Raw genomic sequence first — 25,170 nt, 5'->3', positions numbered from 1 at the left:
ATAAACATGGCCATGATGCCCGCCCTTAAAAGGCGGGAGTCATGGCATATTTTATAATGTTTTAAATTTAAAGGACGGAGAGGGTTCAATGGAAGGAAAGACCAAGACCTATAAAAACCGTGGCGACCTGGTGTTTGAAACTTTAAAGCAGGAGATTCTGGACCTGGAATTAAAGCCCGGACAGATCATAAGCGAGAATGAGATCTGCGAACGGTTTGGTGTATCGCGGACGCCTGTAAGAGAGGCGGTAAGAAAGCTGCAGGAACAGGGATTTGTCATATCCGTACCCTATTCCGGTACGCAGGTGACGCTTCTTAATCTGGATACGATTAAACAGATGATATACATGCGTGTCGCTGTGGAAACTATGGTTATGCGCGATTTTGCCAATATGGCAACTCCGCTGTGGATGGAAGAAGTCCGGTATATGATCCGCAGGCAGCAGGCGCTGATACTGGAAAAAGGGTTTGAACCGGAGCAGTTTTACCGTATGGATGCACAGATGCACGCCATCTGGTACCGGGCTACGGGAAAACGCAAGCTTTGGGATATGATTCAGGCACAGCAGCTGCATTATACAAGATTCAGGATGCTGGATTTTGTAACAGAAACCGATTTTACAAGAATCATCAGGGAACATACGGAGCTTTTTGAATTGCTGGAAAAAAAGGACATTGTAGGTCTGGAGCAATCCCTCAGAGAACACTTGACTTACAGTATGAAACGTATGAAGCACCAGATTGAGGTAGAGTATAAAGACTATTTTGAACAGGAAGAGCAGGAGGACGAATGATGACCAGTGTTTCCATAGCTGTAAAAGGATCTGATAATACGATAAAAGCTTCTGCATCAGGAGAAGAACAGGCGGTCCTGGTATATGAAGGCGTATATGAAGAAGGAGATGTCATTGTCTGCAAAACAGATCATATAGGCGGACATTATGTGATCCGGATCGATGACTGCATGGATGAATCTTTTGTTTATTTAACAAAGCCGGAAGTGATTTTTACCATACCGTTCGGTGATAAAAAAGTATCTTACAATCCGAAAGCATTTACCGGAGAGAGACATTATCTTACCATTAGAAAAGCAGCTGCCGGTGAGACAGAGCAATACCGCAACCTGGCAGTCAATGTCATGGACCAGCATGGCGATACCGGCTGTTTTCCCCATGCATATGCAAATGTGGAAACAAGAGGTGAAGCTGTTTTTGCGGCACGCAATGCAATTGACGGAGTTCTTGCCAATGAATCCCATGGAGAGTGGCCGTATGAATCCTGGGGAATTAACCGTCAGGATGATGCGGAAATAACCCTGGATTTTGGACGGGAAGTGGATTTTGACCAGATTGTATTATACACAAGGGCCGATTTTCCACATGATAACTGGTGGGTGGAAGCCACCTTCACATTTTCTGACGGATCGGAAGAAGTAGTAAAAATGGGAAAAAGTGTAAAACCCCATGAATTTACATTAAAAAAGAAGAATATTACCTGGATGAAGCTGAGTAATTTAATAAAAGCAGACGATCCATCTCCATTTCCGGCTCTTACCCAGATCCAGGTATATGGAAAAGATTCTCTATAACTTCAATTACCTCTTTTCCTTTTCCTGATATTCATGTAAAATATAGGCAGTAAGCATACAGGGCTGACACATAAGGAGGAAGTAAGATGGAGTTTTTATTTCTTGAACCGGTTTTTAAGGAAGCCATCTGGGGCGGTGACAAGCTTCGGGAGGTATTTGGATATGACATACCAAGTGATACGACAGGGGAATGCTGGGCGATCAGCGCTCATAAGAACGGGGATTGCCAGATATCCGGGGGGATTTATGACGGAAAGCTTTTAAGCCGCTTATGGAAGGAAAAACCGGAGATATTCGGCTTTTATCCCGGAGATCAGTTTCCTCTTCTGGTTAAGATCATCGATGCAAAGAATGATTTAAGCATTCAGGTGCACCCCGATGACAGTTATGCGAAAATTCATGAGAATGGATCTCTTGGCAAGACCGAATGCTGGTACATTCTGGACTGTGAACCGGATACTGAAATTGTAATCGGTCACTACGCTAAAAACCGGGATGAGATGGAATCCATGATTAGAAACCATCAGTGGTCGGAATTTATACGGACTGTCCCCATTAAAAAGGGAGATTTCTTCCAGATTAATCCGGGATGCGTTCATGCAATCAAGGGAGGAACCTTAATCCTTGAGACACAGCAGAGCAGCGATATCACTTATCGTGTCTATGACTATGACCGTCTTGCAGACGGAAAACCAAGACAGCTTCATGTGGAACAGAGTATTGCCACAATCAGAGCTCCATTTATAGAATGCGATGCGGCAGCTGTAACCGGGAAACTGCCCGGAGCCGTGCATACTCATTTAATAACCTGTAAGTACTACTCAGTGGACAAGTATGATATTGAAGGGGTGTTTACAAAAGAGTTTTCCAGGTATTTTACCAATGTCAGTGTGATAAGCGGAAAAGGCTGCATCAATGGAATCCCACTGGAAGCAGGTCAGAATTTTATTATACCGGCAAAGAGCGGTGAGTGCAGATTTGAGGGAAGGATGTCCGTCATCTGTTCCAATCCCGAATAAAACAGGAGGAGAAGTTATGAGACTGGGTGCATTAGAAGCAGGAGGCACAAAGATGGTTTGTGCCATAGGCAATGAGAACGGCGAGATTTTTGAGCGGGTTTCCATACCGACGGAAACACCTGGGATTACCATGCCCAAACTGATTGCATATTTTAAGGACAAGGAAATCGAGGCGCTGGGAATCGGCTGCTTTGGTCCGATTGATCTTAACAGGAATTCAGAGACTTATGGTTATATCACAACAACTCCAAAGCTTGCATGGCTGAATTACGATATCGTGGGAGCATTTAAAGAGGCTTTAAAGATACCGGTGGGATTTGATACCGATGTCAATGGTTCTGCCCTTGGAGAAGCTACCTGGGGCATTACAAAGGGTCTTGAGAACAGTATGTATATCACCATCGGAACGGGCGTGGGAGCAGGCATTATTTCCAATGGAAGGCTGCTTCACGGTATGCTTCATCCGGAAGGCGGACATCTGCTTCTTGCCAGACATCCAAAGGATTCCTTTGAGGGAGCGTGTCCATACCATAAGAACTGCCTGGAGGGCATGGCGGCAGGTCCGGCCATAGAGGCACGATGGGGAATGAAGGGGGCAGAACTGGCCGACAGGAAAGAGGTCTGGGAGCTGGAAGCTTATTATATAGCCCAGGCGCTTGTGGATTATATTATGGTGCTGTCGCCCCAGCGTATTATCCTTGGAGGCGGTGTGATGCACCAGGAGCATTTAATGCCGTTGGTAAGAGAAGAAGTAACCCGTCAGCTGGGCGGTTATATCAAGACAAAAGAGCTGGAAGATATGGAGCATTATATTGTCCTTCCCAGCTTAAATGACAATCAGGGAATCATGGGTGCCTTAAAGCTGGCAGTGGATGAATATCAACTGGAAAAGATCGGTTAATTGCCATTTTTCTCCTAGTGTAAAACCAATTTATGTATGTTATGATACATTTTGTAAAAGAAATGTAACAATTGCGTAACAAATAAGGAGGATATTACCATGAGAAAATTACCAGCATTTGTTTTAGCAGCAGCTGTATTTACCGTAGCAGGAACACCAATGACAGCACAGGCAGCGACCTGTTCCAGTTCATTGCCAAACTGTTTTTCATCTGACAGCTATTTATCATCCTGCTATGGACAGTCTTTAAACAGCCTGTTAAGCAAGTATGGATGTAGCAGCAACAGCAACAGCTCAAACTGCAATACTTCCACTGGCAAGAAAGGTGCATCCTGTACTGGCAAAAGCTGCAATACCGGAAGTTCCTGCAATACCCGTCAGCTTTCCTCATTCTTAAGAAGCTGCAGATAATTGAATCATGATTTTTTCATGGGTCGTTCCTCAGGGGTTCGGCCCTTATTTCTATTTGCGTTCGTGGGGCAGTTAAAAACAGCCACAGGCCTTTAAACGGCCCATGGCTGTCTGTGAAGGGATCAGCTCCCTTCATTTACGATTTCTTCCAGAACACGGATTAAGTCGTAAATGCTGTTGATCTGCACATTCCGTTCCAGGATCTGATTTTTTAAATCAATGGAAAGCGTTTCAAATTTGGCCTGGACTGCAGGAGCTATATATGACATTTTAATCACCTCATAATTAGGATTTACCCAGGCATAATTAATTATACATTTAAAAAAGTGCTGAATAAAATACAGATTCAGCAGACATATTAATTATGAGGTGAGATCAATGTCAAGGGATGATACAAAGAAAACCAATTCAGTGGAAAATTATCCAGAAGATAAAGGGAAAGTTAAAAATCAGAATCAGACTCATAATTCCCGCAGGGAAGGTATGGGACCCAATACCAAAAGAAGATCAGATTAATGAAAAGGGCGAAAACCAGGATGCGTTGGTTTTCGCCCTAATGAGGTTCATACTTATGATCGGGCAGTTACAGAACTCATCATCAACCGGTATATAAAGTCTGGCAGCGCGAAAAATGAGTTGTTTACATTGGTAAAGGCGGTTATGCGGCAGCTTGCGCTCGTATCCGTTATCTCCGGTATTTTTTGATATCTCGTTCTGTAATAATATTATATGCATGTTCTTATAGTGTGTGAACAAGCTGGACATGTCTTATCTATCCCATTCACATCTTGTCTTATTGTACCATATAATAAAGTACAACTAAGAAAAGGAGGATATTTTTATGGGATGCTTCTGGGGTTGTGGAAATAATTGTGGTTGTAATGGCAACAATAATTGCGGCTGCAATGGTAATGGTAATGGTAACAGTAACAACAACTGTGATGATGATGTTGTGAACTGCGCAGAGAAGGTAAGAAGAGCATACTGGGCTGGCTTTAGAGCAGGATGCAATGATCCTCGATGCCACCACCATCACCATGATGATGATTGCTGATAATGTTAATTATGGCGGAGATCCGTTATTATGGACCCGCCATTTTTTCGCTTTATACCCTGAAATTAGTTTGAGCCAGCCGGGAATATGGAATAAACCCTGCTGGCTTAGCTGTAATAAATAAAAATAGCTCTGACTTTTTAAAATACAGATAGTTGGTACATTTTCACTTTATCAGATTCACATTATCAAATTGGTATTTGAAGAAATGGATAAATTAGACGTGATTCGTACAATCTGTATGAGATTAAGCGACGTGAACGTTAACAGCCTGAAGACCACGGTTGCCATTGATTGTTTCGAATACAACAGACTGACCATCTTCTAAAGACTTAAAACCTTCCATAGCAAGACCGGAGAAATGAACGAAAATATCGTTACCTTCTTCATCACAGATGAAACCAAAACCCTTTTGCGCATTAAACCATTTTACTGTACCTTTTTTCATGAAAAGATACCTCCTTTAAATTATTGTGTATTCTGCTTAAAACTAAAAATCGCATATACTTGTAAATCATCAATAGAATAATGACTTACAAATATATGCGAAATCAAAACTTTATTAAAATACTGATTTAGTATAGCATAGAAGAAAATACAAGTCAAGTAAATTCAAATAACAAATCAATCCAATTAACGAATCAAAAATTGTTGTTATACGACTTTTTTGGATAATATTGTCAATTTTGGTATAATCATGTATAATAATTAAAAATAAATGGAGGAAATGAGTATGAATAGTAGTTTTTACGCTGCATTTGCAGCATTTGGTATGATCATTATTTTATTAGGATTAGCTATTGGCATCTTATTATTAGCTGCTGAATGGAAGATTTTTTCTAAGGCTGGAAGACCAGGCTGGGCAGCATTGATTCCGATTTACAATATTTACGTCAGATCAAATGTCGTTTTCGGAAATCTGGGTTACTTTATTGCTTTTTTAGTTATAGCAGTAATTAATTTTATTGGAAGGACTTCTGAAGTCGGAGGCTTGAATAGTCTTGGAGCGTTGTGCACATTCATTCTGCACATCGTTTACTGCATTAATATTTCGAAAGCGTTTGGAAAGAGCGGTGGTTTCACCGTTGGTTTAATTCTGTTACCAGTAATTTTCTTCCCAATACTGGCATTTGGAAGCGATGAGTACATAGGACCACAAAAGATTTAAAATTTTAGAACATTACAAGGGGGCGGTTACTGTTACCGTCTCTTTTTTTTTGATGGATGAAGTATGGTCTGGGCTTAATATGTCCTGGAGAAGTTCACAGGAAAATTATAAAATCTTAATAAGCCGGCTAATGATCTCATTGACATCTAACTGCCCATAGCCCCAGACGTTATTGGGATAGAAATAGGAATTGCTGCGCCGGGCGCCCCGGACAATCATGCGATTAATCTGTTTTCCCGTAAGTCTGGTGTAATTCCCCTTGCACATGGTCCATTCCATGACCATGGCGATTCCGCCTGCAGCATGTGCAGCAGCAGCCCCTGTTCCGGTCATTGTTCCGTACTGGTTTCCTGGAATCGCACAGGGGACCCGGTAGCCGGGAGCCGCAACATCAGGTTTGACCAGTCCATGGCTGGTATAGCCTCTTCCGGACTGCTCTAATATGGTGTCATCGAACTGATTGTAAGCGGAGACAGTCAGAGTACTGTATGAGTTCCCGGGATTTGTTATGGTAACATCCGGACTTGCATTAAGAAAATAGGTATTATCTGATATCAGATTACCAGATGGCAGCCAGGAATGAAGATAAAAAGGCTGGCCTTCCGTGCTTTCAAGCTGGAATGACCAAATTCCCGGTTCAGGGTTTTCAAAGCGAATGAGAATTAACTGATCTCCGGTTTCTTCCTCAAAAATAATATTATTTACCCAGACAGAACTCTGGCCATAAGAGAATTTAATACATTCTTCAAATGAAGGTTCTATTCTTCCGGTTGTCATCTGATTTGGAGAAATGATCTCGATGGAAGGTCTTCCGGGAACACTGGGCCAGATTTCCATTGCAAACTTTTCATCACCAACATTCAGCTGAAAAGCGGCTCCATACGGAGCTGAGTTAACGTTTTCAAAATAATGCCGGTTCCGGTTTCCCTCATCCCCGGCAGCAATGGAAATATTAATACCGGATAAGCGTACAAGATATTCCAGATACTCGCTCATTACACCCTGCCCGTCATGGCTTCCATGGCTGCTTCCCATTGCAAGACAGATGACAAGGGGGCGGGCCATTTTCTCTGCGATGGTAATCAGATAACGGATTCCCAGTATGATATCGGATTCCTGAAAACATAGTTTGTCTTCTGGTATAAAGAAAATATTTTTAAGGTTTTGTTTGGCTTGTTTCAGCTTCACCACAACCAGTTGGCTGTATGGAACAATCCCGCTAAAGGAATTAGCAGAATGGATACTGCCTGAAATGATACTGGCAATTGCTGTTCCGTGCCCGTCAGTATCTGAAGTGGGAACCAGAAATAAGGGGTCAATTGAAAGCAGTGCGGCATTGATCTGCTGTCTGCTGTATTCGGAACCGAATGTAAAGCCTTCAGGGGGAGTACTGCTCTGATCAGTCTGATCCCAGATGGAGAAGATGCGAGTACTGCCATCTTCGTTCCTGAATGCAGGATGCTGATAGTCAATTCCGGTATCAATTATCCCAACGAGCGTACATTGTCCTAGCAGATTATAGTCAATTTCAGGCATGGCTGTCTGGACGGACGAATTTTCCTCACTGGCGTAAGAAGTAAGGGTATAGACAGTTGGGAAGGCGTAATATGGGGTCAGGCCTAAGTCACAAACGCCCATGACACTTTTGGAGATATGCAGCAGTGAATGGGTATCATTTAGCAATGTAATGTTATCTCCCGTGTTATATGCAGGGGCTATAAAGTTATCAATTATAAAATCGTAATAATTTTCATCCAATATTTTTTGCATGACAGGCATCCCATCCATTTACAACATATGTTATATAGTATGCTGCGGGGGGCGTTGTATTCGTTTCAATAAGTAAAAACACCGGAATCAGATAAACTTACAGCCATTTTCCAGCAAAGCCCTTTTTACGTCACTTAATTTTTCTTCTTTTAAAAATATATAATCAGTATCATAAGTAGCCACAACTAAAATACAGGTCTTCTCATCGGCTATAATTTTGGATAAAAATGCAATCATGCCGTATTTTTCAAATGATGCATCCTCCGCAATCCGAAAACAGGTCCAGCCATGTTCTGCGGTTATATTTATATTGGGTACATGGTTCGTTTCGCATATCACCGATAACTCGTTATCAGTCTTACTGATAAATGTGAAATCATGTTCTAATAGGTCCGCACTTACCTCGTTTACTTTGCATACTGAAAATTTCCTGTCAATGATCTGTAAATCCATTTTATTTCCTCCTCATAAAAAAAGGTCCAGAATATCACACCTTCAATGGCCTAACGGTATGAAATCTGAACGCTTGTGTTGTACTTTACCCGGCGGCAAAGTTTGCGTGTATAAATATGAATTTGATTGTATTTAATTTACTACAATTTTATTATAAGGTCAAGTACTTTTATCTTTTCAGGATTACGCAAAAAAGAGAGCAGCATACGCTGAGAATATAAAATTGATGGTTTGAATAAAAAAATTACCTCTAATATTTTTGGAGAATTTGTAGATAATAAATTTTGATTAAAATAATTGGAGGTAACGGATATGTTAACAATGGAAACCAAGAAGAATCAATCGTGTATTGACGCATGTGCAAAATGTGCACAGGCATGTTATGAATGTTTTCATGCATGTTTAAATGAGCCTGATTTAAATGAAAGAAAGAACTGTGTCAGTATGTTGGTTGAATGTGCAATGATGTGTCAGATGTCAGTGTCTATGATGTCGATGAACGGACAATACTCGAAAGAGCATTGTGGAATTTGTGCAATGATTTGTGATAGCTGCGCAAGAGAGTGTAATATGTTTAAGGATCAGCACTGCAAAGACTGTGCAAAAGAATGCCAGACATGTGCAGATGAGTGTAGAAAAATGTCTGGAATGTAAGTTTTATTAATATTAAACTGCCAACTGTCAACAAAGTTGGCAGCTTTTTATTATGGGATGTGACCTTTTATAATAGAAAGGTAATTTTATTTTCTTGGTTACAAACAGAGACGGTCAATCCCGTCTTTTTTTTTATCCAATATGACAGTTATCCACGGTAATGTGGAAATAATTGTGGATAGATTGTTAATGTCTGAAAATACGACATAAAACTACAAATTATTACAGTATAATTACTATAAGACTTAAAATAAAAAAACCAGTAAGTACAAGAAATTCCTGTACTTACCAGTTTTTACTGAAAATGATGTAGGAAAAATAATGAATGCGGCTGTGTGGACACGACAACCGATATGCAAGACAGATTGTTAAATCTACTAGAAAGTCATATAAACTGAAATTTTAATTAAAAAACGTACCCTGTAAGCAGAATAGCAGGGTACGTGTAAGAATAAAATCACTTCATTTGCTTCCAGTATTTATGCAGAAAAGCATATGTAATTAAACAATTACCCAATCCCAAGAACGCCATTGGGGTTTTTAGTACAATAAGGTCTATTATGAGACGCGCGACAGCTACGAAAACAATCAAGTAAAATGCTATTCGCTTTTTACTTAAGAGCAGCCAAATGTAGAATATCACAGTAGCAATACATGCGACAGCTACGCTGTAATTAGCATAAATTAAATTTGTTAAAGAACTAAAAATACTACCTAAAATACTGATTACGCACCATATTTTAATGCCTAATCCAAATTTTAAAACATTTTCATTTTCCATACTTATACCTACCCTTTAAATATTTTGAAATAATACATTTAGATTATCGGATTTAATTAAAGGTATCTTAAGCAGGTTAAGAGAAAATTCCAGAGGAGTGATACATCGAGAAAATCATCAAAAGACTGCAGAGCAGACAGAGCAAGCGTAAACAGCCGTATACAGGCGAAGGCGGATGCAGCTATAAAAGCACCGCCGGTTATGACCCATTCAGGACAATGCCAGCTTATACATACACGAGCCTGTGTCCGGATACGAAGCGCAGGATGCCTCCCGCAAGGAAGAAGGTGCAGCATGAAGCTTTTAGATAAACAGATAGTCACTGTCCAGGTTTATGCAGGTAGGAAGTTTGAGACTATGATCGGCAGCAATGACGGTCTGATCGGGATCCTGATAAACAGTGGTGAATACATATGGGCTCCTATGGATTCTTCAATAGCCAACGTAACCAGCAAAGGAAAAGTTACAGCGCTGAGCAAAGGATTGGTCTTAATTAGTGAAAAGGATGCAGACGGAAATATATTTCCAATATTAGAATCCGGGATAATACAAAAGGCAGGTATCCGACATTATGGACCTGCCTTAAATATAGTGAATTATATCATTTTCAGATAGTAGTTTCGTGTGATATCGTGTTGTATTTATGGGTATATCCATGCTTTATTAAGCAAATTATTGTAGACCTCAAAATAGAAAAACCCCAGTATTTACAAGGAATTCTCGTAATTACCAGGGTTCAAAAATAATGGAGACAACAGGACTCGAACCTGCGACCCTCTACACGTCAAGCAGATGCTCTCCCAGCTGAGCTATGTCTCCATACATTTATCAGTAAACCAAAAGCACCGGTTTCCTGTCTGCTTGGAAAGCCGGTACTGATATCGCAATTGTCAATCGGAGTAACAGGATTTGAACCTGCGACCTCTCGGCCCCCAGCCGAGCGCGCTACCAAGCTACGCCATACTCCGTTTCCTGACACTCAGACATTATAGCAGAAAATTTCCAATTGGTAAAGCATATTTGTTGAAAAAATTCAAAATTTAATATATGATGGAACAGACAAGACTAATCAGGAAGAAAAAAAGGTGAAAATAGATGAAACCAATCGTTAGCTTTGATGTAGACATGACGCTGCTTGATCATAAAGACTGGTCGATTCCTGCAAGTGCGATGGAGACAATCGAAAAACTGAGAGAAAATTACACCATAGTGCTGGCAACCGGAAGAGACATGGATTCCATATTCAGTACTGCAATACGGGACCAGGTACGGCCGGAGGCAATTATTCATCTTAATGGAACCAAGGTGACTGTGGGAGAGACTGTTATATATGAGCACACCTTTGATAAAAATCTTTTAAAGCAGATTCTTTCCTATGCAAAGAGCACACCCTACAGTGTTGGTACTACCGTAGGGGAATATGACTATTATGTAAACCCGGAGGCAGTGGCGGAACACGACAGAAAGCTATGGGGAGAATGCCGAAGAAACTTTGCAGATGCCGAAAAGCTTGTACAGCTTGATGTGAGAACCATGGCTTTCATCGGAGATGAAGATGGTGCAAAAAAGATGGAGGAGGAATTCCCGGAGATCCACGTTCATATGTTTGCGGATAAGAAAGGTGCAGATGTAGTGGAACGAAAGGCATCAAAAGCAGTGGGGCTTGCCAGACTCTGCGAATATTATAAGATTCCTCTTTCAAGGACGGTGGCATTTGGAGACAGCATGAATGATTATGATATTGTGAAGGCAGCAGGAATCGGAATTGCCATGGGCAATGCAATGGAAGAGCTGAAGAGAGCAGCCGATTATATTACAGATCCCATCGACCAGGATGGAATTAAGAACGCCTGCCTTCATTTTAAAATGATCCGGCAGGAGGAGATTTAATGGCGATACATTTTGATATCATAATTATAGGAGGAGGACCGGGCGGGTATACTGCTGCATTAAAAGCTGCTTCATTGGGATTTAAGACGGCAATTGTGGAAAAGGAAAAGCTGGGGGGAACCTGCGTGAACAAAGGCTGTATTCCCACAAAATCGCTTCTTCATGCCGCCAGTAAATTTAAAGAACTGCAAAACTGTGATGAGTTTGGTGTATCTACGGATTTTATTTCCTTTGATTTTAAGAAAATGCAGCTATATAAGAAAAGTTCAGTAAAATCTTACCGAAAGGGCATTACAGACCTGATTGAAGCAGAAAATATTACAGTACTTACCGGAACAGCAGTCATTAGAAGAAATAAAACGGTGGAAGTCAATGGTCCGGAAGGAAAGGATTACTATACAGCAGAGCATCTCATCATAGCAACAGGAGCGAAATGCGTAATTCCCGATTTCCCCGGTGCAGATCTGCCGGGAGTATTGACCAGTGAGCGTCTGTTGGCGTCGGATACCTGGAATTATGACCGGCTTCTCGTAATTGGAGGAGGGGTTATCGGTGTGGAATTCGCAACCATTTTCAGTGCACTTTGTTCCAATGTGACGATTCTGGAACGGAAAGCCCATCTGCTTGGACCTATGGATTCTGAAGTGTCCCAGGCGCTGGAAGAAGAGCTGAAGCAAAGAGGAATTACAGTTCACTGCATGGTGAATATTAAGAAAATCAGGGAAGAGGAAGATCACGGGCTGTCCTGCGTTTTTGAGATGGATGGACAAGAGCAGACCATTCGTACAGGACAGATTCTGATTGCAGCAGGAAGAGAGCCCTGCCTGGATGGCCTTCTGGGGGAAGATGTAAGTCTTAAGATGGAACATGGCCGTTTAAAGGTGAATTCAGAATTTGAGACCAGTGAACCCGGTATTTATGCCATAGGAGACGTGGCGTCGGATATCCTGCTGGCACATGTTGCCGCTGCACAGGGAACCTATGTGGTGGAAAAGATCGCAGGAGCGGAGCATACCATCCGGCTTTCTGTTGTGCCGAACGGAATGTTTGTGAAACTGCCGGTAGTTCCCAGCTGCATTTATACAGAACCTGAGATAGCATCTGTGGGAATTACCCGGGAATCAGCTGTGGCAAACAATATGAATGTGCGATGCGGTCACTATTCCATGAGTGGAAACGGGAAATCCATTATCACCAGCAGGCAGAACGGATTTGTTCATCTGGTATTTGAAGAATATTCCGGTACACTGGTTGGAGCCCAGATTGTCTGCCCCAGAGCAACAGACATGATCAGCGAGATGGCAACTGCAATTGCCAACGGATTGACGGCGAGTCAGCTTCGGCTGGCCATGCGTGCCCATCCCACATACAGCGAGGGCATCACAGAAGCCATAGAAAATTATTTTGAAACCAAAGGAGAAGCAGGCAATGATAAGTGAGAGACTGAAACAGTTAAGAGACTTAATGGCAGAGCGCCATATTGACGCCTATATGATTCCAACCTCTGATTTTCATGAATCAGAGTATGTCGGAGAGTATTTTAAAGCCAGAGAATTTATGACAGGCTTTACCGGCTCGGCAGGAACCGCAGTGATTACAAAGGACGAAGCAGGTCTGTGGACAGACGGAAGATATTTTGTTCAGGCTGGAATGCAGCTTTCCGGCACCGGCGTGGAACTTAGAAAGATGGGATACCCGGGAGTCCCTGATATCCTGGATTATTTAGAGGCAGTACTGCCAATAGGCGGCAAACTGGGCTTTGACGGGCGTGTTGTAAACTGCCGCCAGGGACAGGATTTTGAAGAGAAACTGGCAGATAAGCATGTGACTCTGGCCTATGAAGAGGACCTTGTGGATCAGATCTGGGAGCAGCGCCCTGAATTGTCAAAAGAGCCGGTCTGGATTCTTGAAGAAAAGTTTGCCGGTAAATCAGCAGCTGAGAAAATCAGCGATTTAAGAGAAGAAATGAAAAAAGAAAAGGCAACCGTTCATATCCTTACCACACTGGACGATATTGTCTGGCTTTTAAATATCAGAGGAAATGATGTGAGCTGTAATCCGGTTGTTCTTTCCTATGGATTGGTAACGATGGAACGTTTTTACCTGTTCATTAACGAAGAAGTGTTAAATGATCAGGTAAAAGCCTATTTAAAAGACTTATCCGTTACGGTCTGCCCCTATAATGACATCTATGTTTCTGTCAGCCAGCTGAGAGATCAGAGGATTCTTCTGGAGACAGGCAGAACCAATTATGCCATTGTAAAAGGCATCGATTCTTCTAACCGTATCATTGACCGTATGAATCCGACTGTACTTGCAAAAGCCATGAAGAATCCTGTTGAAGTGGAAAACATGAGAAAAGCCCATGTAAAAGACGGAGCAGCCATGGTGAAATTTATATACTGGCTGAAGCAGAATGTGGGAAAGGAAACAATCACAGAGGTCAGCGCCCAGGAATACTTAGATAACCTCCGTTGTGAGCAGGAAGGGAATCTGGGAATCAGCTTTGATACCATCTCTGCTTACGGCGCCAATGCCGCCATGTGTCATTATAAAGCAACTTTGGAAAGCAATGCGGAGATTAAACCAAGAGGCCTTTATCTGGTTGATTCCGGCGGCCAGTACTATGAGGGAACCACTGACGTAACAAGAACCGTTGCGGTGGGACCGCTGACCAAAGAGGAGCGGGAGCATTTTACACTCACAGTCATCAGTATGCTCCGCCTGGCAGCCGTAAAGTTCCTCCATGGCTGCAGAGGGCTGACGCTGGACTATGTTGCCAGAGAGCCGTTCTGGAGCCGTGGAATCAATTTTGATCACGGTACCGGGCATGGAGTCGGATTTCTGCTCAATGTTCATGAGCGTCCCAACGGAATCCGCTGGCGTATGGTACCGGAGCGTCAGGATAACTGTATACTGGAAGAAGGAATGGTCACTTCCGATGAGCCGGGAGTTTATATTGAGGGAAGCCACGGAGTGAGAACTGAAAACCTGATCGTATGTAAAAAAGCGGAGTTAAATGAGTACGGCCAGTTTATGGAATTTGAATTTCTCACCATGGTCCCCATCGATCTGGAGGCACTGGATCCATCACTTATGACAGAGCGGGATAAAACACTTTTAAATGATTACCATAAAGCTGTTTATGATGCGGTGGTACCTCACCTTACAGAGGAAGAAGCGCTTTGGCTGAAAGAACAGACAAGAGCAATATAAAAAACAGGCAGGACCTTATTGATTAAGGTTCTGCCTGTTTTTTACTGCCTGTTTTCGCCCTGAGCCGCAGTAAAATTGGAAAAACTGCTTCCAGATCTTCGTGGCTTAATTCTTTCATAATCGCGGCGGCCTCCCAGAAAAGAGCCTGCTCTTTTTTTTCTGTATTAAAAAACTCAATGGGAGTAATTTCAAGATAATCACAGATTTCGAAAAACTGTTTCATGGAAGGCATAGAACGTCCCGAAGAGATTCCCTGTATATAGCTTTTATTCTTCCCCAGATCTAAGCTCATCTGATATTCTGAAATATTTTTCTTCAGGCGGAGTTCTGTGATTCGGTTCCTGACAAATTGTTCATCCAACATTATCACCTCTTGGTTTATCATAAAGGATATTCTAACCAGACATTACGTATTATATGCGTAATAATGCTCCAAAAACAAGTTGCATATACGGGTAAAAAGCGTTATCATGTATGATATACGAATAGAAAAGACGGGAAATAAAGGATTCCATGAGGTACAGGGGGAAGTATCATGACAGGAAATTCAGAAAGACAATTAGAAAGTGAGAGTAAGGGAATCGGACAGGAGTCTTTCCGTTTCAGCCAGACAGAACAGCTGTACGGGAATATGAGTTTTTTTACTGACACTGTATTGTTCGAGTATTCCTATCCGGAAAAGCGGCTGTGTCTTTCGGCTAATGCGAAAGGTCATATTAATTTACAGGCATTTGAACGCTTTTTTTCAAAGCACAGAGACAATGCACCAAAAGAGGGAGAGATGAGGTCCTTTGAATTCAGTATGGGAAAGATGGGGGAGCCATTCCACTGGTGCAGCTGTAAATTAACCGCTATCTGGGAAGACAAAAAGACAGGCCCGCTGAAACTGATCGGTAAGCTTCAGGATATCAGCGGATCAAAAGCGAGAGAAGAACAGCTGCTGTTAAAGTCTATAAAAGACGGACTGACCGGAGTTTACAACAAATCAGCCTTCGAGTACCGGGTTGATGAACTGTTAAAAAGTGACACAGACAGCTGGCTTTGCATGATCGACATTGATAATTTCAAAGAAATTAATGACTGCTACGGCCACCCCACAGGAGACCGGATTCTGATGAAGGTAGGCGGAATGCTCTGCGATCTTTTTCCGGAGCCGGATCTGGTAGGCAGAGTAGGCGGTGACGAGTTCGTGGTATTTACAGTCGGATCCGATGTCTACAAGCGGGCGGAAAAACTCTTAAAGCGGGCAAAGAAAGCGGTTCCGGAAGGGGAAGGACGCCTTTCCGTCAGTATCGGTATCGTTTCCAGTACAGGGAAAAAAGAAGAAAATTACCAGAAGCTTTTTTCACAGGCGGACCGTGCCATGTATTATGCCAAGCAGGCGGGCAAGAACAGAATTGCCTCTTACCACGATAATATCTGGCAGGTCACGTAGAATAAGTGCAGACCAGGCAGGAGACAGAGATCCTGCCCTTTTTTTGGTTGAGCAGTTACTGAATGGAATCCGGCTCACCAGGAAGATCTACCTGGATGAAGCTATGGTTAATTGCAGGGAGAATCCGGTTAATTAAGTCAGATGTTTTCATTTTTAAGCTGCTGGTATTAATGCAGGGGTGACAGCCAAAGAACTCAAAGGAGAGCACATCTTTGTCAATAAGCAGCTGAACTTTGTTATCTTTATCGTTCATAAGCCCGAGAACAGAGACAGAACCGGGAGTGATATCTAAAAACTGAATCATAAACTCCGGATCAGCAAATGAGAGTCTGGAGGAGCCGATTTGTTTTGAAAGACAGGAAGTGCGGAATTTCTTTTTCCCCGGAAGCAGGAGCAAGTAAAATTCCGTCTTTTTTGCGTTGCAGAGAAATAAGTTTTTGCAGATGTCGATGTTTAGCAGGGAGTCGACATCCCGGCAGGCATCGATGGTGGGGATCGGGGCGTGGTCGAGCCGCTGGTAGGCGATTTGAAGCTGATCTAAGAGATCGTAGGTGCGGAGTTCTTTGTCTGGTCTGTCAGAAGAATTTGCCGGACGTCCATTGTAAAGTGTTTTATCTATATAGAAGCTGGTGCCTGTATCAATCATGAGTGTTTCCTTCCTTTTCTCTTTTTGAATTATTATAAACTTCAATGGCGAAAATGCAATAGTTTTTAAAGAAACAAAGGAATTCGGTGGTTTTATGGGGAAGAATATACTATAATAGCTTTTGATAACAGAGAAGAAAAGGCGGATTAATGAAATGATAGATAATCGATTGAAGAAGGAAAAGTTTCGTATAGATGAGAAAAAGGCGAACGGGAAGAGGCAGGATGGTAAGATACAGGTTGAGAAAACAATGAATGGGAAGCCGCAAAATGGCAAGGCAGAGAATGGGAAAGCGCAACCCGGGAAGCCATTTACCCGGACAACACAAAGTGATAAGACACAAGCTGGCAAGATGCGGAATGATAAGATAAGAAATGATGAGCGGTCAGGTAATAAGATGCATAAGGACAGGGGACAAGGCAATGCATCTCAGTGTCCGGTTTATAGAAGGTGCGGAAGCTGCCAGTTACTTCATCTGCCTTATAAAAAACAGCTGGAACAGAAACAAAAGAATCTGGAAACGTTGTTAAAGCCATTTTGCCGCCTGGAGTCCATGATGGGAATGAGTGATCCTTATCACTACCGTAATAAGGTACATGCTGTATTTGATCACGACAGAAAGGGAAACCCTATTTCTGGTGTTTATGAAGCTAATTCTCATATAGTAGTTCCTGTGGAAAGCTGCCTGATTGAGGATGAGAAATCAGATGAGATTATTGGGACGATCAGAGGGATGCTTAAATCTTTTAAAATCCGCACTTATGATGAGGATACAGGATATGGCCTGCTGCGTCATGTCTTAATTCGCCGTGGTTTTGTGACAGGTGAGATTATGGTTGTGCTTGTGACTGCTTCCCCAATATTTCCTTCAAAGAATAATTTTGTTAAAGCTTTAAGGGAACGCCATCCGGAAATCACGACAGTGATACAGAACGTGAATAACAGAGGAACCAGTATGGTGCTGGGAGATAAGGAGCATGTACTTTATGGTAAGGGTTATATAGAAGATGTTCTTTGTGGCTGTCGTTTCCGTATATCTTCTAAGTCTTTTTATCAGGTAAATCCCGTTCAGACAGAGGCTCTTTATAAGAAGGCTATTGAAGCGGCGGGACTGACCGGAAAAGAGAGGATCATTGATGCATATTGCGGAATCGGCACAATAGGAATTGTTGCCAGCAGCCATGTAAAAGAAGTGATTGGTGTGGAATTAAACAAGGATGCGGTTCGTGATGCAATTGAAAATGCAAAAATCAATAATGTAAAGAATGCAAGCTTTTATTGTAATGATGCTGGTCGGTTTATGGTCAATATGGCAGAATCCGGGGAGCATGTGGACGTTGTGTTTATGGATCCGCCCAGAAGCGGGAGCACGGAAGAGTTTATTGACTCCGTTGCTGTAATGAGGCCGGATAAAGTGGTATATGTGTCTTGCGGGCCGGAGACATTAGTCAGGGATTTGGAGTATTTTAAGAAAAAGGGATATGAGGCGAAGAAGGCGTGGGGGGTGGATATGTTTCCTTGGACCACCCATGTTGAAACGGTGATAATGATGACGTATTGTGGTTTGGACAAGAAAAGCAGGGGTTAGACCACAAGATGTTGTGCTTTTTGACTGAAAAATGAGCAAAAAATGGGGCTAAAATATGCGATTTTTAGCCCCGTTTCAGAGTATGTTATAGCAATAATAAGAAGTTGGGGAGCAAGGTTTAGTTATAAAATGGAAGGATACTAATAATTATGAAAATGAGACAAGTTTCAATCAAAATTTGCTGAGGTAAAGATGATGAATATAAATTATAGACTTGGAACTTTAGAAGATTTGAATGAAATAAATAATCTTGTACACCAAGCAATTAAGGTAATGGAGAATAATGGTATCAAACAATTGGATATGATATACCCTACTCAGGAAGATTTTATAAATGATATTAAAGCTGAGCAATTATATGTAGGATTAAGTTACGAAAAACTGGTTGTTATTTATGTTTTAAACCAGGAGTGTGATGAAGAATATAAAAAAGGTCAATGGAAAGATGAGGAAAAAACTTTTTATGTAATACATAGACTATGTGTAAATCCGCTATTTCAAAACAAAGGAATCGCCAGAATTACGATGGAACATATTGAGAAGGAAGCCAATAAAAAGGGAGCTAAGGCCGTTCGTTTAGATGTATTTACAGAAAATCCATATGCTTTAAAATTGTATAGTAATTGTGGATACAGTAGAGTAGGAACTGTAGAATGGAGAAAAGGAAAGTTCTTTTTAATGGAAAAATATTTACAATAACAAATTCCAGTCTGTAGGTTACCTTGAACTTCCCATTATATTTATAAAGTATTGAACTGTGTATAGTAACATAGAAATTTGAATTTAGAGAGGTACTAATATGGATGTAATAGTTAGATTGGCATATAGGGAAAAAGATGAAATACTTCAATTGTTTAATGAATATACAGATAGTATTTTAGCAGACGATGAAGATGTTGTCGAGTGTTTGAAATCACAGAATTATGGTGATGAGAAAAATAAGCTTGAAGAAAAATATAGCTTGCCAGAAGGAAGATTATATATTGCAAGCATTGACAACAAGTTTGTAGGGTGTGTTGCGTTAAAAAAAGATGACGATGAGTATTGCGAAGTGAAACGCTTATATGTCAGACCGGGTAATCGAGGAAAGCATATAGGAAAGAAACTTATGGAACAGGTTATTTCTGATGCAAAAGAAATTGGCTATCAACATATAAGACTTGATACGTTTCCTTTTATGGAAAAAGCAATTAAAATGTATAAGTATTATGGATTTTATGATATCGAAAGATATAATGACAATCCAGCATCTACAGCAATATTTATGCAATTAGATATACAATGACAAATCCCAATTTGCATGGGAGTCTGAACTTCCCATTATATAACCTGTGGCATTGACCGCCATAGAATCTCCGCTGTAGGAAAGCCCCAAGAGGGGCGACAGGATGCCATCCTAAAGCGTATAGAAGGTAGAAACGGATATTTGAATATTTCTTTTATGTAGAAATTAATTGCTAAAATACTCTTTACAAACATCAAGAAACTCTAAACAACCCTGGTATGGTACCATAGGGTTATAAGCAGCAACAATATTTGGACAAAGCGGCTCTGTTAAAATATCTTCCATTCTCATTTCGTCAGGTAACGCAGATTTTACAAATGGAGGCATAATTGCGATTGCTGATTTGCTTCCCAACATAAGTATCTGAGTATGTAGAAAATTAGTTTCAATAAATTCTGAAGGGTGAAGATGATACTTATTACAATAAGCTTCAACCGGCTCATAATTATTTCGGTATATAGTTATAATTCTTTGATTTTGTAAAGTTCTCTGTTGCTGCCTTGTGAGATCCCAAAATGGACTGTTATTATGTGCTACAACCTGCCATGGTTTATTGTAAATAGTGGAAGAGATAAGACCGCCACATGCATTCGCGCAATCTTCGGTACAAAAACCAAAATCAACCGAATGGTTAAAGAATCTGGAAGCAAGTATTTTATATGTGTATGCCATTATTGTTACTTCAGAATCTGGATACCTGGATTGGAAAATCTTAAGCGGTTCATGTAATAATAAATGCTCATATGGTCCTGTAGCAAATCGAATACGAAAACGGTCTTCATCTGCCGCCTTGCAGCAACCATGAATGATATCCTGATGCTGTTCCATAAAGCTTGAGGCAGTATTAAATAAATATTTTCCCGCCTGTGTCAGTTCTACACCTTGTTTGGTTCGAATAAACAGGGAAACTCCAATCTCATCTTCTAATGCTTGTATTTGTCTGCTAATGGTTGCCTGCGTCACTTGTGAGGCTTCAGCAGCTTTTGAAAAATTATGATAGTATGCAGCATTGATAAAATATTCTAATTTTTGATAATCCATTTCTCCTCCTCCGTTGTATGCAATGTATCCATACGATTTTTGTATGACATAATAGAAAATTTCAGATTTACAAATGTTGAAATATAGTATATACTAACGAAAATCAAGATAGAAAGATTTATTCGCTAAAAATAATTTTGAATAACATATTTCTTCTATAGTATAGTGTCAAATACGATAAGCGTCAATGGACATTTAAAGAACAACTAATAATTACTGAAAATATCTTGGTTGTTTCCTATTAAAAAAATATGGAAGTATAGAACATAGGTGTTCAACCAGCTTTATCTGGTATGAAGACCTTTTTTTATATCCATACGTTTTGTGTATAAAATAGAACAGGTATTTATTAAAGGAGGAAATTTTATGAAAAGAAGAATTGGATTGATTCTTACTACGTTATTATTTACCTTAACTGTTACAGGCTGTGGCAATACTAATAGCACAGGCAGCAACTCAGATTTAAGTAATGTAGAAAGTGGTACGAATAGCGTAGATAATGGGGGAGCCGAAAAAAAATTTCGTTGGTCCAGTACATCATCTGCAACTAACATTAGTCCTTACGAGGGCAATACTGAGGTAGTTGATTATATTCAGGCTAATTTATACCGCTATGTTCCGAATGATACAAGAGATGGCATCAAATTGGTACCTGATCTTGCTGAATCAGAGCCTACGACACAAGATGGCTATACATGGACCATTAAAATCAATCCAAACGCAAAATGGGCAAATGGAGAAGCGATTAATGCAGATACATTTTTATATTCCTGGCAAAAGGCACTTGATCCGAATATGATGCTTTCAGCAGCAAGTGGACTTGCTCAAAATATGATCACTATCAAAAATGCTTATGAATATTATACTCAAAAAGCAAAAGGAATTGAAGTGGCATGGGAGGATGTAGGCTTAAAGAAGGTAGATGATTATACCGTTTCGGTTACGACGACAGAAAAATATACAGTTACGCAGGTTATGCAGCATTTTCAAATGCGTTACACAGGCCCTGTTTATCAGCCGCTATATGATTCCTGTATTAGTCAGGACGGTACATCAACTACATACGGTACGGAAGCAGATTTATTTATGGCAAGCGGACCATTTGTGTTAAGTTCCTGGACGAAAGGGACTGAACGGGTATTTGAGAAAAATGACAACTATGTCCATGCGGAAGAAATTAAGTTAGATGGTATGAATGTTCGTGAAGTGGCTGATGAGGTAACTCAATTAGAACTTTATCAAAGTGGTGAAATTGATTTCCTTGAATTAGGAACCAATGGATATCAAGTATATGGGGAGGATCCACGAACAATTAAATACGATACTGCAACCATACGGGATTTAGAAATAAATTTTGAAAATCCAGATAAGCCATACTTGAATAACCTGAATTTCAGAAAAGCACTTTATTATGCAATCGATCGAGATACATTAGCAAAACTAAATAATTATATAGGAGCTGGTTATTTTCTTCCAGAAAGTTATACCGTTTCAGCCGATGGTACCTCCATTCGTAAATTAGAAGGCGGAACCGATAATCTGCCTGAGAACAATGGATATGACAAGGAATTAGCAGTAGAATATTTTAACAAAGCTATGCAGGAATCAGGAATTGATAAGGTGGACTTAGCACTTATTTATAACGAAGCAGTTCCGGCAACCAGAACCGCATCCGAATATATCCAAAGTACACTAACAGAAATTTTTGGAGCAGATCATTTTAACTTAAGTATCAAAGCAATGAATAATGCTGAAGCAGTAAAGCTGATGAGAACATCACAGAATGGTCCTACAAATGGTTGGGATTTATGTTGGGGAGGTTGGGATTTAACGTCTGCTACCTATTCAGCTAATAAAAAATTTGAGGTTTACCGGACTACTGATGCAAGAAGATTTACACAATATCAGAATAAAGAAATTGATGATTTATACGCACTATCTGTTTCAGAAGAATATCGATTGGATGAAAAGAAGCTGGGGGAAGTAACTTTAGCAATGGAGAAATCTTTACTTGATAACATAGATTGCATCCCGGTATTTCAGCAGGTACAGTATTTCATATTTAATGAAAGAGTGCAGCTTCCATTAGAAACAAGAGTCAGGATTTTAGGATTTGGATATCAATATATTGATATTAAGTAAATTTAGCTTGGTATACAACTTTTTGAAATTATAAAAGGGAAGAGGAATTAGCATGCGAAGATATATTGTGAAGCGATTGTGCATAGCTTTTATAACACTATTTATTATTTTAACCGTTGCTTTTGTTGTTGTTAGGTTAATGCCGGGAAGTGTTTATGACGATCCCAATCTTTCAGCTTCCGTCATCGCAATTTTAGAAAAAAAAGCGCATTTAAATGAACCCATTTATGTTCAATACTGGTATTTTATGAAAGGAATCTTATTGGAGAATGATTGGGGAACTTCTGTAAAGGTAGAACCAGGAGTACCAGCTTTTCAGGTTTTACTTAGTAAAATGCCTGTGTCTCTGGCAATTAACTTATTATCCCTTGTCATTGCAATTCCACTCGGTATGGCTGCGGGGATTCTTTCTTCTATAAAGAAGAATAGTAAAACGGACATTTTGATCTCCTTTGGTGTTATATTAGGAATTTCCGTTCCTTCTTTTGTATTTGCTTCACTGTTACAATATATTTTAGGCTATAAGTTAGGTTGGTTTTCTATCCTTTACAAACCAACTACCTCCTTTTTAGGTCAGCTTTATTCTATTACATTACCCGTAATTGCTTTAGCATTAACGCCTGTCGCTACAATTACCAGATACCTTCGGGGAGAGTTGATTGAGGTGTTAAATTCAGAGTATATGACATTAGCAAGAACAAAAGGGTTAACGCAGAAACAGGCCATATTACGTCATGCATTAAGAAATTCAGGAATTCCCATGGTTAATGTCATTATACCAATGTTTGCCAATGTATTGGGAGGCTCTATGGTAGTTGAGCGATTATTTTCCATTCCAGGAGTAGGAAGTTTAATGATTCGCTCCATTAATGCCAATGATCACTCACTTACGATTGCTATTCTAATTTTTTATGCAGCTATTTCTATTGCAACTATGCTGATTGTTGATTTATCCTATGGGCTAATCGATCCAAGAATCAGAGTAGGAGGAAAAGAAAAATGACTGAACGTAATAATAATGACGATTTTACATTTATACAAGATATTTCCTTACAAATGTGCTCTGAAAATGAAGAAAAATCAGCGGGATTTTTTCAGGATGCTATGGTACGTCTGCTAAAGAATAAAGCATCCATTATTACCATGGTGGTTATACTGCTCATCTCCTTATTTGCAATTTTGGGTCCCTCTATGAGTAAATATGGTTATAATGATCAGGATGTGACAAGAACAAATTTACCTCCTAAAATACCAGTTCTGGAAAAATTACATATAGCAGACGGAACAATGATTCTATATAACAAAGCAGAATCAAGTTTAACAGATAAAAACAAATTTCCAGAGGGTAGTGTGGTTGAAATTACAAATCGTTATAAAAGCAGCGGAGTATCCATGGTTGATGTCAAAGTTGACATGTATAAATACAGCAATGTAGAAGAGGGAGTCTACTATATATGCGGAACGGATTATCTGGGAAGAGATCTCTTTACGAGGCTGTGGAGAGGTGCCAGAGTTTCACTCATGATTGCTGTTCTTTCTGTAGCAGTGAATATATGTATTGGATTACTATACGGTTCCATTGCAGGCTTTTATGGCGGAAAAATCGATATGGTTCTTATGCGGCTTGTGGAGATTATAAGTGCTTTTCCACAAGTCATCATAGCAACGATGCTCATATTATTTTTAGGAACAGGTATTAAAGCAATTGTGATAGCTCTCATAATTCGTGGGTGGGTTGCAACAGCTAAGATGATTCGAGGTCAGTTTTTCAGATTTAAAGAAAGAGAATATGTTTTAGCTGCAAAAACTTTAGGTGTTTCAGATTTTAAATTGATTTTTAGATATATTATGCCTAATTCCATAGGACCGATTATTACAAAAGCTATGTTAGAAATACCGTCAGCTATATTTGCGGAATCCTTTTTAGCATTTATAGGCTTGGGAGTACAGGCACCTGAGCCATCAATTGGTGTTTTATTATCAGATGCACAAAAGGTTCTGATTACCTATCCGTATCAGATGTTATTTCCAGCAGTATTAATTTCTATATTAATGGTCTGCTTTAATTTATTTGGTAATGGTTTACGAGATGCATTTGATCCAACGATGCGTGGACTAGAATAACAGGA

The 25,170-nt window shown here is 40.3% G+C and carries 27 protein-coding genes and 2 tRNA genes; 19 read left to right on the top strand and 10 right to left on the bottom strand.

The window, feature by feature from the left end; translation table 11 throughout:
- The first annotated feature begins 88 nt into the window (after positions 1-88).
- From V7D18_RS23360 to V7D18_RS23340, 5 genes are all read left to right on the top strand, one after another.
- Positions 89-793 carry a GntR family transcriptional regulator gene (locus tag V7D18_RS23360; RefSeq protein WP_426157994.1) on the top strand — a complete coding sequence of 235 codons (705 nt, stop codon included), beginning with the start codon at positions 89-91 and terminating at the stop codon, positions 791-793.
- Positions 793-1,587 carry a DUF7402 domain-containing protein gene (locus V7D18_RS23355; RefSeq protein ID WP_426158012.1) on the top strand — a complete coding sequence of 265 codons (795 nt, stop codon included), beginning with the start codon at positions 793-795 and terminating at the stop codon, positions 1,585-1,587. Before V7D18_RS23360 ends, V7D18_RS23355 begins: the two co-directional genes overlap by 1 nt.
- Positions 1,588-1,673: 86 nt before the next feature.
- A complete protein-coding gene (locus V7D18_RS23350; RefSeq protein WP_426157992.1) occupies positions 1,674-2,606 on the top strand; it encodes a type I phosphomannose isomerase catalytic subunit in 933 nt (310 codons plus the stop codon).
- 16 nt (positions 2,607-2,622) lie between these two features.
- Positions 2,623-3,507: an ROK family protein gene (locus V7D18_RS23345; protein ID WP_426157990.1), complete on the top strand. Its 885-nt coding sequence runs from the start codon at positions 2,623-2,625 to the stop codon at positions 3,505-3,507.
- Positions 3,508-3,606: 99 nt separating this feature from the next.
- The gene (locus tag V7D18_RS23340) at positions 3,607-3,918 is read left to right on the top strand and encodes a hypothetical protein (protein ID WP_426157989.1); all 312 of its coding nucleotides are present in this window, start codon (positions 3,607-3,609) and stop codon (positions 3,916-3,918) included.
- 122 nt (positions 3,919-4,040) lie between these two features.
- On the opposite strand, the gene V7D18_RS23335 is transcribed toward V7D18_RS23340, so the two are convergent.
- Positions 4,041-4,187, bottom strand: a complete 147-nt coding sequence (locus V7D18_RS23335; RefSeq protein ID WP_426157988.1) for a hypothetical protein — start codon at positions 4,185-4,187, stop codon at positions 4,041-4,043.
- A gap of 109 nt (positions 4,188-4,296) precedes the next feature.
- Here V7D18_RS23335 and V7D18_RS23330 point away from each other — a divergent pair, with 109 nt between their 5' ends.
- Entirely contained in the window at positions 4,297-4,434 is a 138-nt protein-coding gene (locus V7D18_RS23330) for a hypothetical protein (protein WP_170313509.1), read from the top strand.
- A 277-nt stretch (positions 4,435-4,711) separates the two neighbouring features.
- On the opposite strand, the gene V7D18_RS23325 is transcribed toward V7D18_RS23330, so the two are convergent.
- Both V7D18_RS23325 and V7D18_RS23320 read right to left on the bottom strand, forming a co-directional pair.
- Positions 4,712-4,945, bottom strand: a complete 234-nt coding sequence (locus tag V7D18_RS23325) for a hypothetical protein (RefSeq protein WP_426157986.1) — start codon at positions 4,943-4,945, stop codon at positions 4,712-4,714.
- Positions 4,946-5,219: 274 nt separating this feature from the next.
- Positions 5,220-5,420 carry a cold-shock protein gene (locus V7D18_RS23320; protein WP_104436338.1) on the bottom strand — a complete coding sequence of 67 codons (201 nt, stop codon included), beginning with the start codon at positions 5,418-5,420 and terminating at the stop codon, positions 5,220-5,222.
- A 285-nt stretch (positions 5,421-5,705) separates the two neighbouring features.
- Between V7D18_RS23320 and V7D18_RS23315 the strand changes: the two genes are divergently transcribed.
- Complete coding sequence (locus tag V7D18_RS23315; RefSeq protein WP_426157984.1) at positions 5,706-6,140, top strand: DUF5684 domain-containing protein; 435 nt, start codon at positions 5,706-5,708, stop codon at positions 6,138-6,140.
- 105 nt (positions 6,141-6,245) lie between these two features.
- On the opposite strand, the gene V7D18_RS23310 is transcribed toward V7D18_RS23315, so the two are convergent.
- Together V7D18_RS23310 and V7D18_RS23305 are read right to left on the bottom strand one after the other, a co-directional pair.
- Positions 6,246-7,910, bottom strand: a complete 1,665-nt coding sequence (locus V7D18_RS23310; protein ID WP_426157982.1) for a S8 family peptidase — start codon at positions 7,908-7,910, stop codon at positions 6,246-6,248.
- Positions 7,911-7,997: 87 nt separating this feature from the next.
- Entirely contained in the window at positions 7,998-8,363 is a 366-nt protein-coding gene (locus tag V7D18_RS23305; protein ID WP_426157980.1) for an ACT domain-containing protein, read from the bottom strand.
- Between the two features lie 312 nt (positions 8,364-8,675).
- Here V7D18_RS23305 and V7D18_RS23300 point away from each other — a divergent pair, with 312 nt between their 5' ends.
- Together V7D18_RS23300 and V7D18_RS23295 are read left to right on the top strand one after the other, a co-directional pair.
- The gene (locus V7D18_RS23300) at positions 8,676-9,017 is read left to right on the top strand and encodes a four-helix bundle copper-binding protein (protein ID WP_426157979.1); all 342 of its coding nucleotides are present in this window, start codon (positions 8,676-8,678) and stop codon (positions 9,015-9,017) included.
- A 1,075-nt stretch (positions 9,018-10,092) separates the two neighbouring features.
- Complete coding sequence (locus V7D18_RS23295; protein WP_426157977.1) at positions 10,093-10,413, top strand: hypothetical protein; 321 nt, start codon at positions 10,093-10,095, stop codon at positions 10,411-10,413.
- A 131-nt stretch (positions 10,414-10,544) separates the two neighbouring features.
- Here V7D18_RS23295 and V7D18_RS23290 read toward each other — a convergent pair.
- Both V7D18_RS23290 and V7D18_RS23285 read right to left on the bottom strand, forming a co-directional pair.
- Positions 10,545-10,617 (bottom strand) — tRNA-Val (locus V7D18_RS23290).
- Positions 10,618-10,692: 75 nt separating this feature from the next.
- A tRNA-Pro gene (locus V7D18_RS23285) sits at positions 10,693-10,766 on the bottom strand.
- A gap of 127 nt (positions 10,767-10,893) precedes the next feature.
- Between V7D18_RS23285 and V7D18_RS23280 the strand changes: the two genes are divergently transcribed.
- From V7D18_RS23280 to V7D18_RS23270, 3 genes are read left to right on the top strand one after another with little or no spacing between them, the layout of a single operon-like run.
- Positions 10,894-11,688, top strand: a complete 795-nt coding sequence (locus tag V7D18_RS23280; RefSeq protein ID WP_426157975.1) for a Cof-type HAD-IIB family hydrolase — start codon at positions 10,894-10,896, stop codon at positions 11,686-11,688.
- A complete protein-coding gene (gene lpdA, locus V7D18_RS23275) occupies positions 11,688-13,127 on the top strand; it encodes a dihydrolipoyl dehydrogenase (RefSeq protein ID WP_426157974.1) in 1,440 nt (479 codons plus the stop codon). The genes V7D18_RS23280 and lpdA overlap by 1 nt, the downstream gene beginning before the upstream one ends.
- Positions 13,117-14,904, top strand: a complete 1,788-nt coding sequence (locus V7D18_RS23270; protein ID WP_426157972.1) for an aminopeptidase P family protein — start codon at positions 13,117-13,119, stop codon at positions 14,902-14,904. Before lpdA ends, V7D18_RS23270 begins: the two co-directional genes overlap by 11 nt.
- 22 nt (positions 14,905-14,926) lie before the next feature.
- On the opposite strand, the gene V7D18_RS23265 is transcribed toward V7D18_RS23270, so the two are convergent.
- Positions 14,927-15,268, bottom strand: a complete 342-nt coding sequence (locus V7D18_RS23265; RefSeq protein WP_426157971.1) for a helix-turn-helix domain-containing protein — start codon at positions 15,266-15,268, stop codon at positions 14,927-14,929.
- 171 nt (positions 15,269-15,439) lie between these two features.
- Between V7D18_RS23265 and V7D18_RS23260 the strand changes: the two genes are divergently transcribed.
- Positions 15,440-16,339: a GGDEF domain-containing protein gene (locus tag V7D18_RS23260; RefSeq protein ID WP_426157970.1), complete on the top strand. Its 900-nt coding sequence runs from the start codon at positions 15,440-15,442 to the stop codon at positions 16,337-16,339.
- A gap of 55 nt (positions 16,340-16,394) precedes the next feature.
- Here the strand turns inward: V7D18_RS23260 and V7D18_RS23255 are convergent, their stop codons facing one another.
- Complete coding sequence (locus V7D18_RS23255; protein ID WP_426157968.1) at positions 16,395-16,985, bottom strand: prolyl-tRNA synthetase associated domain-containing protein; 591 nt, start codon at positions 16,983-16,985, stop codon at positions 16,395-16,397.
- Positions 16,986-17,139: 154 nt separating this feature from the next.
- Here V7D18_RS23255 and rlmD point away from each other — a divergent pair, with 154 nt between their 5' ends.
- The 3 genes from rlmD to V7D18_RS23240 all read left to right on the top strand — a co-directional run bounded on the left by rlmD (position 17,140) and on the right by V7D18_RS23240 (position 19,858).
- Positions 17,140-18,573 carry a 23S rRNA (uracil(1939)-C(5))-methyltransferase RlmD gene (gene rlmD / locus V7D18_RS23250; protein WP_426157966.1) on the top strand — a complete coding sequence of 478 codons (1,434 nt, stop codon included), beginning with the start codon at positions 17,140-17,142 and terminating at the stop codon, positions 18,571-18,573.
- A gap of 192 nt (positions 18,574-18,765) precedes the next feature.
- Positions 18,766-19,272, top strand: coding sequence for a GNAT family N-acetyltransferase (locus tag V7D18_RS23245; RefSeq protein ID WP_426157965.1), 507 nt, complete (start codon positions 18,766-18,768; stop codon positions 19,270-19,272).
- Between the two features lie 100 nt (positions 19,273-19,372).
- On the top strand, positions 19,373-19,858 hold the full coding sequence (locus V7D18_RS23240) for a GNAT family N-acetyltransferase (RefSeq protein ID WP_426157963.1): 486 nt from the start codon (positions 19,373-19,375) through the stop codon (positions 19,856-19,858).
- Between the two features lie 165 nt (positions 19,859-20,023).
- On the opposite strand, the gene V7D18_RS23235 is transcribed toward V7D18_RS23240, so the two are convergent.
- On the bottom strand, positions 20,024-20,899 hold the full coding sequence (locus V7D18_RS23235; protein ID WP_426157962.1) for a LysR family transcriptional regulator: 876 nt from the start codon (positions 20,897-20,899) through the stop codon (positions 20,024-20,026).
- Between the two features lie 366 nt (positions 20,900-21,265).
- Between V7D18_RS23235 and V7D18_RS23230 the strand changes: the two genes are divergently transcribed.
- Genes V7D18_RS23230 through V7D18_RS23220 form a run of 3 tightly spaced genes read left to right on the top strand, consistent with a single transcriptional unit; the run spans position 21,266 to position 25,165 of the window.
- A complete protein-coding gene (locus tag V7D18_RS23230) occupies positions 21,266-23,041 on the top strand; it encodes an ABC transporter substrate-binding protein (RefSeq protein ID WP_426157960.1) in 1,776 nt (591 codons plus the stop codon).
- 52 nt (positions 23,042-23,093) lie between these two features.
- Complete coding sequence (locus V7D18_RS23225; protein WP_426157958.1) at positions 23,094-24,044, top strand: ABC transporter permease; 951 nt, start codon at positions 23,094-23,096, stop codon at positions 24,042-24,044.
- Positions 24,041-25,165, top strand: coding sequence for an ABC transporter permease (locus V7D18_RS23220; protein WP_426157956.1), 1,125 nt, complete (start codon positions 24,041-24,043; stop codon positions 25,163-25,165). Before V7D18_RS23225 ends, V7D18_RS23220 begins: the two co-directional genes overlap by 4 nt.
- Positions 25,166-25,170 lie beyond the last annotated feature (5 nt).

The sequence above is a fragment of the Lacrimispora sp. 38-1 genome (assembly GCF_049890855.1).
GTDB lineage: Bacteria > Bacillota > Clostridia > Lachnospirales > Lachnospiraceae > Lacrimispora.
The sequence above is the reverse complement of the archived record's forward strand: the minus strand, read 5'-3'. Positions and strand labels throughout refer to the sequence as shown.

What these genes read in the sequence shown, in the direction of transcription:
- V7D18_RS23230 (WP_426157960.1), top strand. Translation starts at nt 21,266, where the DNA reads ATGAAAAGAAGAATTGGATTGATTCTTACTACGTTATTATTTACCTTA.
- V7D18_RS23225 (WP_426157958.1), top strand. Translation starts at nt 23,094, where the DNA reads ATGCGAAGATATATTGTGAAGCGATTGTGCATAGCTTTTATAACACTA.
- V7D18_RS23360 (WP_426157994.1), top strand. Translation starts at nt 89, where the DNA reads ATGGAAGGAAAGACCAAGACCTATAAAAACCGTGGCGACCTGGTGTTT.
- V7D18_RS23220 (WP_426157956.1), top strand. Translation starts at nt 24,041, where the DNA reads ATGACTGAACGTAATAATAATGACGATTTTACATTTATACAAGATATT.
- V7D18_RS23330 (WP_170313509.1), top strand. Translation starts at nt 4,297, where the DNA reads ATGTCAAGGGATGATACAAAGAAAACCAATTCAGTGGAAAATTATCCA.
- V7D18_RS23235 (WP_426157962.1), bottom strand. Translation starts at nt 20,899, where the DNA reads ATGGATTATCAAAAATTAGAATATTTTATCAATGCTGCATACTATCAT.
- V7D18_RS23265 (WP_426157971.1), bottom strand. Translation starts at nt 15,268, where the DNA reads ATGTTGGATGAACAATTTGTCAGGAACCGAATCACAGAACTCCGCCTG.
- V7D18_RS23350 (WP_426157992.1), top strand. Translation starts at nt 1,674, where the DNA reads ATGGAGTTTTTATTTCTTGAACCGGTTTTTAAGGAAGCCATCTGGGGC.
- rlmD (WP_426157966.1), top strand. Translation starts at nt 17,140, where the DNA reads ATGATAGATAATCGATTGAAGAAGGAAAAGTTTCGTATAGATGAGAAA.
- V7D18_RS23335 (WP_426157988.1), bottom strand. Translation starts at nt 4,187, where the DNA reads ATGTCATATATAGCTCCTGCAGTCCAGGCCAAATTTGAAACGCTTTCC.
- V7D18_RS23305 (WP_426157980.1), bottom strand. Translation starts at nt 8,363, where the DNA reads ATGGATTTACAGATCATTGACAGGAAATTTTCAGTATGCAAAGTAAAC.
- V7D18_RS23310 (WP_426157982.1), bottom strand. Translation starts at nt 7,910, where the DNA reads ATGCAAAAAATATTGGATGAAAATTATTACGATTTTATAATTGATAAC.
- V7D18_RS23300 (WP_426157979.1), top strand. Translation starts at nt 8,676, where the DNA reads ATGTTAACAATGGAAACCAAGAAGAATCAATCGTGTATTGACGCATGT.
- V7D18_RS23260 (WP_426157970.1), top strand. Translation starts at nt 15,440, where the DNA reads ATGACAGGAAATTCAGAAAGACAATTAGAAAGTGAGAGTAAGGGAATC.
- V7D18_RS23295 (WP_426157977.1), top strand. Translation starts at nt 10,093, where the DNA reads ATGAAGCTTTTAGATAAACAGATAGTCACTGTCCAGGTTTATGCAGGT.
- V7D18_RS23315 (WP_426157984.1), top strand. Translation starts at nt 5,706, where the DNA reads ATGAATAGTAGTTTTTACGCTGCATTTGCAGCATTTGGTATGATCATT.
- lpdA (WP_426157974.1), top strand. Translation starts at nt 11,688, where the DNA reads ATGGCGATACATTTTGATATCATAATTATAGGAGGAGGACCGGGCGGG.
- V7D18_RS23270 (WP_426157972.1), top strand. Translation starts at nt 13,117, where the DNA reads ATGATAAGTGAGAGACTGAAACAGTTAAGAGACTTAATGGCAGAGCGC.
- V7D18_RS23255 (WP_426157968.1), bottom strand. Translation starts at nt 16,985, where the DNA reads ATGATTGATACAGGCACCAGCTTCTATATAGATAAAACACTTTACAAT.
- V7D18_RS23355 (WP_426158012.1), top strand. Translation starts at nt 793, where the DNA reads ATGACCAGTGTTTCCATAGCTGTAAAAGGATCTGATAATACGATAAAA.
- V7D18_RS23320 (WP_104436338.1), bottom strand. Translation starts at nt 5,420, where the DNA reads ATGAAAAAAGGTACAGTAAAATGGTTTAATGCGCAAAAGGGTTTTGGT.
- V7D18_RS23345 (WP_426157990.1), top strand. Translation starts at nt 2,623, where the DNA reads ATGAGACTGGGTGCATTAGAAGCAGGAGGCACAAAGATGGTTTGTGCC.
- V7D18_RS23280 (WP_426157975.1), top strand. Translation starts at nt 10,894, where the DNA reads ATGAAACCAATCGTTAGCTTTGATGTAGACATGACGCTGCTTGATCAT.
- V7D18_RS23245 (WP_426157965.1), top strand. Translation starts at nt 18,766, where the DNA reads ATGATGAATATAAATTATAGACTTGGAACTTTAGAAGATTTGAATGAA.
- V7D18_RS23340 (WP_426157989.1), top strand. Translation starts at nt 3,607, where the DNA reads ATGAGAAAATTACCAGCATTTGTTTTAGCAGCAGCTGTATTTACCGTA.
- V7D18_RS23240 (WP_426157963.1), top strand. Translation starts at nt 19,373, where the DNA reads ATGGATGTAATAGTTAGATTGGCATATAGGGAAAAAGATGAAATACTT.